The sequence below is a fragment of the Microcystis sp. M_QC_C_20170808_M3Col genome, assembly GCF_007095505.1.
Classification (GTDB): domain Bacteria; phylum Cyanobacteriota; class Cyanobacteriia; order Cyanobacteriales; family Microcystaceae; genus Microcystis.
Window position 1 is genome coordinate 1 of the sequence record NZ_SFBY01000114.1, and the last position, 10,567, is coordinate 10,567.

Annotated in this window: 12 protein-coding genes; 5 read left to right on the top strand and 7 right to left on the bottom strand. The window is 42.4% G+C overall.

All coding sequences use genetic code 11. The annotated features are described in order from the left end of the window. Nucleotides 1–134: 134 nt before the first annotated feature. Nucleotides 135–542 (top strand): PEP-CTERM sorting domain-containing protein, encoded by a 408-nt coding sequence (locus EWV84_RS05535; RefSeq protein WP_287076990.1) that lies wholly within the window; start codon nt 135–137, stop codon nt 540–542. 189 nt (nt 543–731) lie between these two features. On the opposite strand, the gene EWV84_RS05540 is transcribed toward EWV84_RS05535, so the two are convergent. From EWV84_RS05540 to EWV84_RS05560, 5 genes are all read right to left on the bottom strand, one after another. Further along, the gene (locus EWV84_RS05540) at nt 732–1,685 is read right to left on the bottom strand and encodes an asparaginase (RefSeq protein ID WP_287076992.1); all 954 of its coding nucleotides are present in this window, start codon (nt 1,683–1,685) and stop codon (nt 732–734) included. Nucleotides 1,686–1,707: 22 nt separating this feature from the next. Beyond that, nucleotides 1,708–2,211 (bottom strand): CGLD27 family protein, encoded by a 504-nt coding sequence (locus EWV84_RS05545; RefSeq protein WP_287076994.1) that lies wholly within the window; start codon nt 2,209–2,211, stop codon nt 1,708–1,710. 5 nt (nt 2,212–2,216) lie between these two features. Next, complete coding sequence (rsfS, locus tag EWV84_RS05550) at nt 2,217–2,621, bottom strand: ribosome silencing factor (RefSeq protein WP_286826403.1); 405 nt, start codon at nt 2,619–2,621, stop codon at nt 2,217–2,219. A 55-nt stretch (nt 2,622–2,676) separates the two neighbouring features. Then, nucleotides 2,677–3,273, bottom strand: coding sequence for a bis(5'-nucleosyl)-tetraphosphatase (symmetrical) YqeK (gene yqeK, locus EWV84_RS05555; protein WP_286826401.1), 597 nt, complete (start codon nt 3,271–3,273; stop codon nt 2,677–2,679). Between the two features lie 79 nt (nt 3,274–3,352). Then, the gene (locus EWV84_RS05560) at nt 3,353–4,921 is read right to left on the bottom strand and encodes a YcjF family protein (RefSeq protein ID WP_286826400.1); all 1,569 of its coding nucleotides are present in this window, start codon (nt 4,919–4,921) and stop codon (nt 3,353–3,355) included. A 195-nt stretch (nt 4,922–5,116) separates the two neighbouring features. Here EWV84_RS05560 and EWV84_RS05565 point away from each other — a divergent pair, with 195 nt between their 5' ends. The 3 genes from EWV84_RS05565 to secF all read left to right on the top strand — a co-directional run bounded on the left by EWV84_RS05565 (nt 5,117) and on the right by secF (nt 8,600). Further along, nucleotides 5,117–6,100, top strand: a complete 984-nt coding sequence (locus tag EWV84_RS05565) for an alpha-ketoacid dehydrogenase subunit beta (protein ID WP_286826399.1) — start codon at nt 5,117–5,119, stop codon at nt 6,098–6,100. Nucleotides 6,101–6,126: 26 nt separating this feature from the next. Further along, nucleotides 6,127–7,533 (top strand): protein translocase subunit SecD, encoded by a 1,407-nt coding sequence (gene secD / locus EWV84_RS05570; protein ID WP_287076998.1) that lies wholly within the window; start codon nt 6,127–6,129, stop codon nt 7,531–7,533. A 134-nt stretch (nt 7,534–7,667) separates the two neighbouring features. Continuing rightward, nucleotides 7,668–8,600 (top strand): protein translocase subunit SecF, encoded by a 933-nt coding sequence (gene secF / locus EWV84_RS05575; RefSeq protein WP_287077001.1) that lies wholly within the window; start codon nt 7,668–7,670, stop codon nt 8,598–8,600. A 258-nt stretch (nt 8,601–8,858) separates the two neighbouring features. Here secF and EWV84_RS05580 read toward each other — a convergent pair whose 3' ends face one another. Both EWV84_RS05580 and EWV84_RS05585 read right to left on the bottom strand, forming a co-directional pair. Next, nucleotides 8,859–9,317, bottom strand: coding sequence for a methylmalonic aciduria and homocystinuria type D protein (locus tag EWV84_RS05580; RefSeq protein WP_287076999.1), 459 nt, complete (start codon nt 9,315–9,317; stop codon nt 8,859–8,861). Nucleotides 9,318–9,388: 71 nt separating this feature from the next. Further along, a complete protein-coding gene (locus EWV84_RS05585) occupies nt 9,389–9,625 on the bottom strand; it encodes a type II toxin-antitoxin system HicB family antitoxin (protein ID WP_158201394.1) in 237 nt (78 codons plus the stop codon). Nucleotides 9,626–10,150: 525 nt separating this feature from the next. Between EWV84_RS05585 and EWV84_RS05590 the strand changes: the two genes are divergently transcribed. Beyond that, a complete protein-coding gene (locus tag EWV84_RS05590) occupies nt 10,151–10,381 on the top strand; it encodes a hypothetical protein (protein ID WP_158201395.1) in 231 nt (76 codons plus the stop codon). The last annotated feature ends 186 nt before the right edge of the window (nt 10,382–10,567 follow it).

Below are 10,567 nucleotides of genomic sequence, written 5' to 3' on the forward strand. Positions count from 1 at the left end.
AAATAAAGCTTATTAAAAGAATAAGTTATGGATTTACCAATTTTGAACATCTTCGACTTAAGCTGTTTGCTTGCTTTAATTCATAACAAAAATTAACACACGAAAACCAGAAGAGCCAAGATGCTTTAGCTGCCATGAATGCTTCTGCTCAGGGTATAAACTTTTATATTACTAATGTATCTGAAAATCTGTCATTTGAATCTTTAGGAACAGATGCATTTTATATTCCATATTTTACGGATTCCGTTAACGTTGATGTAAGTTCTAGTAAAAGAAAAGATTTGTTTCCATATTTTACGGATTCCGTTAACATTGTTGCAAATTCTAGTAAAAGAAAAGAACAATCACCAGGACTTATAGAGGTAGGCTTTATAGATTTACCTGTTGATGTTGAGGTAGTTTATACACGCCTTATACAAGTTCCCGAACCCACATCAATTTTAGGACTCTTTTCTCTAGGAATACTCGGTGCTGGTGCAACCATAAAACGCCAAGTAAAACGCAATCATTCTATCGAAAAAGAAACCACAGAAATAGGCTAAATTCCCTGTTAATATAACCCATACCCCTTAATTATACAGAATTGGGGGGTATTTTTATGGGCTATAATTTGAGTCAACTGGGTTGGTTAGGTAATCCCTTGTTTTTAGGAAAAAAATCAAGATATAAATACTGCCCTAACACACCAAAACCTTTTATTTTTGATGTGTTACGCTTTGTTAACCGACTATTTACAATAAAGCCATTTCCCCCACCACTTCCAAGCGGGTATAACTGCCGATTTTGAGGAATTTTTCCGAGAGAGATTCGGCCACATTGGGAGTAATCCAGCCTAACTGTTTGAGAATTTGCAAAGCGGCGGCATATTTAGCCCGTTTGGAACCATCTAGGGCTTTTATTGCTAATCCTAAACCTTCACCGACGCGCCCGATACATTGAATACCTTCGGCCCCGGCTTTACTGACGATTTCCCCTTGGCTAACCTGCATTAATTCCGTATCAAAAGCCCCTTCTCCCGCTACCATGCGGGGATGATAGGTCATGGCGCGGACGATTCTTTCTAAGTCTAAACGGTTGCCAGAGGCTAACTGGGCGTAGAGATGGGCCATTTGCCCCAACTGCATTGAATAGGTGGGCGCGCCGCAGTCATCGTGGGCGCTGATTAATTCATCCCCCGGCATTCCCAATAATTCGGCAATTTTGCTTAAAATTAGCTTCTGTATCGGACTAGAACGCCGGAGATAGGTATTTAATGGCCAGCCGCGCTGTTGACACACCGCTAACATCCCGGCGTGTTTACCAGAACAATTGTACTGCAAACGACTGCGTTTACCTTCTGGGAGGGGACATTGCAGGGCATTGGTATCGATATCGGCGCGCCAGAGAATATTAAAGACTTGACGGGACTGTTCCACGGTGCCTTGGTGAGAACTACAGATAATGGCTAGATCCTTATCGTTGAGATCGTAGCGTTCGAGGGTGCCGGTACTGGTGACAGCCAGCGCTTGAAAAGGTTTCAGGGCCGAACGAATAAAGGCGCTAGTTTCGGCGCTGCCGGCGGTGGATAACACCCGGCCGCGGTCATCGCAAATAGCGGCCTCGACATGATGGACCGATTCAATAATACCTTCCCGGAGGAGATGAATTTCTAAGCGGTGGGTTGGTGAACGTTTTACCCTATTCATTCAGATTGGTGATTGGTTGCGGTTAGTGAGTGAAAAATAGCCAGAAAAGACCACTGATAGCGACAATTGCCCCTAGAATCAGGGCGGTTTTTTGTAAACGCTGGAGAATGGGCTGGATTTGATAGGAGACGATTAAACGATCGCGGGTTAAAATAGCGGCGGTTTTTGTCCAGATTTGGCCATCATACCAGCCCGACTCTTCATAAAATACTTTCTCCGATTGTAAGCGGTCATAGACGTAGATCCAGCCTAAATACAAGCGCAATAACACCAATCCTACCAAAATTGTCGAGCCAAAAATCCCCGCACAGAAGAAGAGAAAAGGGGCTTTTTTGAGGGGAAAACTAGCGGCAGCAATCGGTCCGACAATTAACCATGTCCATAACCATAACCAGAGAATTTTTTTTGTATAAGAGGCTACATCTATGGTAGCCCAACGAAAAAACCAAGATTCTTTTAATTGTTCGTACTCGTTAACCGGTTGCTGTTCTTCTGGGACGGGACAGAAATCAAGGGAGGATTTCATGGATTCTACTCCTCTAAATGGTTGCTAGGTAGAGGAATACGTTGAGCATGACCCCAAAAAGCTTCTAAATTATAAAATTCTCGCTCTTTTGGTAAAAAGATATGGACAATGATATCGCCATAATCCATCAGTATCCAGCTACCTTCGCTTTTTCCTTCCACTTGTCGGGGCGATTGTTGCCATTCTAGTTCCATAGCAGCTTCGATCGCATACTCGATCGCTCGCACTTGAGTGGTAGAATAGCCGGTAATAATCAGAAAATAATCGGTTAAATAACAGATATCGGCGACTTTCAGGATGGCGATGTCCCCCGCTTTCTTGTCCTCGGCAGCGGTAACAATTGTCTCCAGAAACTTTTCGGTCTTGAGATTTTCGGCGATGGGGGTAATAATTCCAGTGGGATTGGTCATTCAGGTTGTGGTTATCCTTTGACTGAGGTGGTTGTAAGCGAGTCTTGAGATTATGTTAATCAATGGTTTTAGTTTCTGTTGGTTGTTCTTTAACAATTTGTAACGCCCAGTTGCGGGTTAGCACGGTGCGGGGATGAATGGGACAATGGCTACTTAAAAGATATTTTAGGGAATAATCGCAGGTTTGTTGAACGCTTTTATGGAGATTTTGATAGCTGAGTTGTCGTAGGGCGTTTAATTCGGGTGTATCGCCGCGATTGGGTTCCAAGGCATCGGCAATAAAGACTATACAGCTAAGATCGCTCATATTGGGTTGACCGAGGGTATGATTGCGAATTGCTGCGAGAATTTCCTCATCGGTAACGTTAAATTCTTTTTGGGCGACAATCGCACTCACATCGGCGTGGAGTAAGTGAGGATGGGATAAACAGATATTATCCACGTCTATTCCCGCCGATTCCGCCATTTTTAGCAGTTTTTTGGGCTTGAAAAATTTGGCCAGATCGTGTAGTAATCCCGCTTGCCCTGCTTGGACGGGATCGAGACCGTGATGACTAGCTAAATCAATACACATGGTCTCTACACCGAGAATATGTCGCAGACGGTGTTCGTTGACGTTTTCTTTTAACCAGTCGATAACTTGCTGTCGCATCTTTTTTTGCCCTTGTGGAACCCCAAAACGATTGTAACAATTACTATACAATTTTGCCTATTGCTACCGGGTTCGATCTTTACCAATCATCCTCGCGACTAGCTTCTAAAACTTCTTCTTGCTGCCAATCATCCTGAAAAGGTTGTACCACTTTACCGATCGCATCGGCTACAAAAGACTTAATAAATTCTTCCTTGCGACTGAGTTGAAATTGTCTTTGTACCACTTCCGTCATGCCACCGTCTCCCCAGTCTTGATCGTGACGGAAATATTCAATAAAACTTTTGCCGGCAATGCGGGTTAAATAGGCGGCACTGACCCCTTGAATTGCCTTACCGACTATATAGGTAGTAAAATTTAATTGTAGGATTCTGGCTAATAATTCTACTGCTCCTTTCACTACTCCCAAACTAACTAGAGTTTTGCCCAAAGATAAGGCCAATTCCTTGCCTCGATCGCTGTTAATTTCACAGCCATAAACTTGACCAATTTCCCTGACCATTTGAGCATTAACCGCCGCCGTTGCTAACAGATCGAACACTGGTAAGGGAGTCACTGCAATCACTCCCGCACCGATCCACTGATAGCGATCGATAATTTTATCAGCTTGGCGACGACGTTGGCGATCAATAATTTTCCTAGCTTCTTCTCCTAATCTTTGGGATTGTAAGAGGATATTATCCGCCACTAAATCCTCCCCTTCGGCCCGTAAAACTGAAGCCAAACGTTTAATTAAAGCTAAAATATCTGGTTCTGGTGTGATCATTTGTCCCCCGGTTAAATGCACAGGTTGGGGATTAGCGGCAACGGCAATAATATCGGCGGAAAGGACCACTCCTTTAAGACGTTCTCGTAATTGTTTTAAAATAATGTCTCGATCTTCATCGCTATAGAGATCGATTTTATTAAAGACTAAGAGAGAACGTTTCCCCATATCAATTAAACGCAATAAAGGGGCGTATTCCGATTGTCGAATATCGTTATCAATGACAAATAAAAGTAAATCTGCTTCCGTGGCTAATTGTCGCGCTAACTGTTCCCTTTCACCTCCGGCTGCACCAATTTCGAGAATGCCGGGGGTATCGGTAATTTGAATTTCCCGATTCACACCTTTCATTTTTAAACTATAGGTTTCCCCTTTTTCCGTGGTTCCCATGGTTGCCTCCACATTGCCCACCATTTGACCGATGAGAGCGTTAATTAGAGAGGTTTTTCCCGCCGATCCTGTGCCAAAAACGATGATTTTAACTTCTTTTCTGGCTAAACTTCGCTCAATTTCTTGGGAACGCTTAACAAAAACCTGTTGGGTTACTTTATCTTGAATTTGCTCCACTTGTTGCCGGATAGCTTTTAAGGTTTCCCCGGCGGCCTCGGTTTTTTCTACCGGTAATTTTAGGGGTGGACGGGAGGAAGAATGCAACCCGCGGCGACTTTTTTGGCGCTGGGGCAGCAGGTAAAAGTAGTATAAAAGAATGTAGATCAGCAAGCCCAGCAGTCCGATAATCAGCAAAAGCAGAATATTAGCTAAGATAGGAGCGGTAAAGGCGATCTGGATGTAAAGACGATAGATAGAGTTGACTAACCACAACATTAATCCGAAAATAAAGCTCAGACCAATGATTAAAGCGGCAAGACGGGGTAATTTCATCAGCTTTAACGGTAGGGGATTGCTTGATCTTGATCTTAGTTCTTTGCCGGCCGATTGTCGGTAACTAGAATAGACTATTATCTATAGTCATAATTCCCTCTCCCCACTTCCCCATTTACTATTCCCTCGGGACAGAAAAGGGGTAAGATAATAAGTTTAGTGATAAGATGACCGAATTGTAAGCGGGGACTTGATATGGCAGAAACCCTATTATTTAATGCTTTGCGACAGGCGATCGATGAGGAAATGGGCCGCGACCAGACAGTATTTGTTTTAGGTGAAGATGTGGGTCATTACGGCGGTTCCTACAAAGTTACCAAAGATCTCTACAAAAAATATGGCGATTTAAGGGTTTTAGATACTCCCATCGCTGAAAATAGTTTTACGGGCATGGCAGTGGGGGCAGCCATGACGGGATTACGTCCGATTATTGAAGGCATGAATATGGGTTTTCTTCTCCTTGCCTTTAACCAAATTGCCAACAATGCCGGGATGTTACGTTATACTTCTGGCGGTAATTTTAAAATCCCCATGGTTATCCGCGGTCCAGGGGGTGTGGGGAGACAATTAGGTGCGGAACATTCCCAACGTTTAGAGGCCTATTTTCACGCAGTACCCGGACTAAAAATTGTCGCTTGTTCCACTCCTTACAACGCCAAAGGTTTATTAAAATCGGCGATTAGAGATAATAACCCCGTGCTTTTCTTTGAACACGTTCTTCTCTATAATCTCAAGGAAAATTTACCTGATACCGAGTATCTTTTACCCCTAGATAAAGCGGAAATCGTTCGCCAGGGAGAAGATATCACCATTCTCACCTATTCGCGGATGCGTCATCACTGTTTACAGGCATTAAAACAGTTAGAAAAAGATGGCTACGATCCAGAAATTATCGATTTAATTTCCCTGAAACCCTTTGATATGGAGACGATCGCCGCTTCGATTCGCAAGACTCACAAGGTGATTATCGTGGAAGAATGTATGAAAACGGCAGGAATTGCTTCCGAGTTAATTGCTTTAATTAATGAGCAGTTATTCGATGAATTAGATGCCCCTGTGTTAAGATTATCTTCCCAAGATATACCGACACCTTATAACGGTAATCTAGAAAGATTGACGATTATTCAACCTAATCAAATTGTCGAAGCTGTCCAGAAAATGGTCAGCGATCGCATTTAACAAATTTTCCTTTTGATACCGAAGTTATGCAGAGACAAAATTGGTTATTGTTACTGATCATCGGCCTAGTTGTTGCCTCGATCGTCATCCTGATTAAGTTACCCCTACAATTAGGTTTAGACCTGCGCGGTGGTAGTCAATTAACGATCCAAGTTAAACCCACCGAAACCGTAAAAACCATTCAACCTAATGATTTAAAAGCGGTACAAAATGTGATTGAAAACCGCGTTAATGCCCTCGGTGTTTCTGAATCATTAGTGCAGACTGTGGACAGTAAAAATCAGGTAATCGTGCAACTACCTGGGGTCACAAATCCCAAAGAAGCTGAGAGAAACTTAAATGTTCAGGCCCAATTAGAATTTCGTCAGCAAAAACAAGGTACAGAAGGAGAATTCCGGGCTGAATATTCAATTTTTCAACAAAAAAAAGCGGAATTAGCCGCCCTCAAAGCCGAGAATAAACCCGAAAATGCCGCTAAAATTGCCGAACTAGAACAATCTCTGCAAAAATCTAAACAGGCAATTTTAAATCTATTTGAATCGGTGGACTTAACTGGAAAAAATCTGCAAAATGCCACTATTAGTTCCACCCAAGGGACCAACTGGGAAGTGGCCATTACCTTCGACTCGGAAGGGGGCAATAAATTTGCCGAACTGACTAAAGCGATTGCGGGTACTGGTCGCAGTATTGGGATTTTCCTCGATAATGAATTAATTAGCGCCCCTGTGGTTGATGTGCAGTTTGCCCAAACTGGTATTACTGGAGGCCGGGCCGTGATTACTGGTAATTTTACCGCCGAAACTGCCAACGATCTAGCGATTCAATTGCGCGGTGGTTCCCTCCCTTTTCCCGTCAAAGTCGAAGAAATTCGCACCGTTGGGGCAACTTTAGGCCAAGATAGCATCCGTCGCAGTATCTACGCTGGTTTAGTGGGTTTACTGTTAGTTTTAATCTTCATGGCGGTTTATTACCGTTTACCCGGTGTCATCGCTGATATTTCCCTGATTATCTATACTATACTCTCTCTGGGGGCTTTTGCCTTAGTGGGAGTCACGATGACCTTACCCGGTATTGCTGGATTTATCCTCAGTATCGGCATGGCTGTTGATGCAAATGTACTGATTTTTGAGCGCACCCGGGAAGAATTAAGGGCCGGAAAATCTTTATTTCGGGCGGTAGAGTCGGGATTTTACCGGGCTTTTTCCAGTATTCTTGATAGTAATGTCACTACTTTAATCGCCTGTGGTGCCTTATTTTGGTTGGGTTCGGGATTAGTCAAAGGTTTTGCCTTAACTTTAGCCATTGGGGTAGCTGTGAGTATGTTTACCGCTTTAACCTGTAGTCGCACGCTCCTGTTAATCACCGTGTTAAACGTCCCCAGCGTCCGTCAAAAACCCCAACTTTTCTGCCCTAATTTACCAGCAAACCAGTAGTTATTAGGGAAATGGGGAAATGGGGAAATGGGGAAATGGGGAAATGGGGAAATTCAACTAATACCCCAACCCCCAACCCCCAACACCCAACCCCCAACCCCCAACACCCAACCCCCACTCACCTCTTACTCAATATGGCATTTAACGTTACAAAACAGCGTAATTTTTGGTGGACAGTCTCGGCCTTGCTGACGATTGGTAGTATTTTGGCCATGGTAATTTCTTGGTTCACTATTCAAGCGCCTTTGCGGCCGAGTTTAGATTTTGTTGGTGGGACGAGAATTCAGATAGAATTAGCCTGTGCCAAAAAGAATAACTGTGAGAAACCCTTAACTACTGCCGAAGTGCAAGTGATTTTAGACGAGGAAGGATTGGGTAACAGTAGTGTGCAGGTGTTGGATAAATATACTTTATCGGTGCGGACGAAAACCCTCGTAGAAGAACAGAGAACAAAATTACTCGACACCTTAAATCAGAAAATCGGCACCTTTGACCCCGAAACCAGTCAAATCGATACCGTCGGTCCCACCATCGGTCAAGAATTATTTAGGTCGGGATTTTTGGCCCTATTAGTTTCCTTTTTTGGCATTGCCGTCTATCTAAGCTTTCGTTTTCAACGGGATTACGCTTTTTTTGCCATTGTCGCCCTCTTTCATGACGTTCTAATTACCGTGGGCGTATTTGCGGTTTTAGGCTTAATTGCGGGGGTAGAAGTGGATAGTTTATTTTTGGTTTCCCTCTTGACAATTGTGGGCTTTTCTGTTAACGACACAGTGGTAATTTATGATCGCGTGCGGGAAAATTTCGCCCAAACTCCTGAACTATCCGTGGATGAAATTGTCGATAATGCGGTGAGTCAAACCCTAGCTCGTTCGATTAATACCACCCTGACCACTTTATTGCCTCTGGTGGCGATTTTTCTCTTTGGTGGCACCACCTTAAAATATTTTGCCCTAGCTTTAATTATCGGTTTCGTAGCTGGGGCCTATTCGAGTATTTTTATCGCTAGTACCCTACTCGCTTGGTGGCGCGGTCGTTCCCATCGAACTAAGATAGTGCAAGCTTAAAAATGGCTATTAGTTGTCAGCTAAATTTTTTGACCAATTTCGTCAAATATCGGTTTTAATATATCTGCCTCGTTCTTCAACCTCGGACTTTAAAAGATCGGCTTTACTTCGTCAAGCTTTCCAGTTGATGCACTTCATTTTTTATTGGCGGTTCATAATGGCCAATATGCACTCCACCCCCTCCTCGACTGTATCATAAGTTACATTTTAATAAATCTTTATAGTTCAGAAAACGGGTTTCTTTAAAAAACCCGTTTTCTATACTGTCAAAATTGACTCAACTGCTACTGCTGTCGTCCCAGACAAGAAAAGTCCGGGATAGACAGCAGTATGCCATCTTGGATGCAGCAGAGTTTTACAGCCTCTAACTGTCGAAAAATTAAATCCCAATGAATGATGAACCGTGGCAACCAAATCAAAATGAGCATCGCCTTTTTTTGAGTATTGAGGTATTCCTTCTTTAGGACAAATGATTTCTGTTAAGAAGCCTTGTTTTTGACTCATAAGATGGAAAGATTGACCCCATTGCATAAATTGCTTAAGTAGGCGATCTTTTTCCTGTTCAATTAATTCTCCTTCTTCGTCTAAAGGAAATTGAGAATTAATCAAGACAATTACGATAGTTTGCGGAGGAACTTGCCAATCAGGTAGCAATTTTTCCCAGTTATGAACCATAAATGGGGTAGGAGATTTTATATATCTCTCTACAGAATTCATGTTTAAGCAATGAGATTGATAGAAGCAATTATATCATAAGTCAACCTACGAAACTTAAAAAGACCTATTAGTTAATTTATTACCGTCGTAGTCGCCTCATCAAAGGAATAAGTTGGTGGTGTAGGGATTTTATTAAGGGTTTGACAATCCGTTAAATATTGTTCAATGACGGTTTGAAAAGCCTGTTCTAGCTCATCAACGGAAAGACCATCAAAAACAATAATATCTTCTATATTAATGACACGACCAAAAAATAAGCGATCGCTGGCATCATATTCAATCACAGCTTCATAGCCTTTGTATTGCATTAGTTTACTCCTGCTTTAATTAAAAATTTACGAATAGCTTTAATTGGGTATCTTTTTAGTTCCTTTTGGGGGTGCGGGGAATGAATATTAAGGGAAATTTCATTAAGATCAAATCCCACTCTTGAGCCATCACCTTATAGCGGTATGCAGTCGAATGAGGTATAGTGCAACAGGCTATGAGTCAGTCTAGGCAAGACTTTGTCTGTATCTCACTCAAGCGAATACCGCTATATCATCCCAAAAGATGTTACGGCGGATGGGATCAACAAAAATAGAATCATAGGTTTTTCGCTGTTTTCTATTCATTTGTTGATTATAGTCTGATTACCAACTTAACATCTAAGCAATACTAATGATCGCCTCTTCCCCAGAATCTAAACCGCGATCGTCCCTTTAGAGAGGGGACTTGAAACACCTGATCAGTCAGAAAAAAGTGATTGTTTCTCCCAAATTCGACTGTGCTTTCGGATTCTTAAATTTGGACTTATACTGAAGTGAGAGATCAAATTGCCATCAGGAGTCAAGATGATTACGTTTGAAAATGCGTTAGAGGTAGTCAGTCAATTACCTAGAGAACAGCAAGAATTATTGGCTGATATTGTCAAAAAGCGGTTAGTGGAAGTCAGAAGACGAGAAATTATGGAGGAATGTCGTGAGGCGTTGGCAGAGTACCGAACAGGGAATTTAAAAGCAATGTCAGCAGAAGAAGTTATCTCAGAATTACGTTGTTACCTAGAAAGCGACGAGGATTCGTGAGAGAGTTAATTTTAACGACTAGGTTTAAGCGATCTTTTAAAAAATTTGTCCAGCGTAACGCGGCATTACGGCGTTGTCAGATTAAGAGATGATGAGGTAAAATAAATGAAAAATAAAATAAGCAGAAAGAACAATGAAATGCCCAGAATGTCAAAGCCATCACATCAATAAAAATGGTCATCGAGG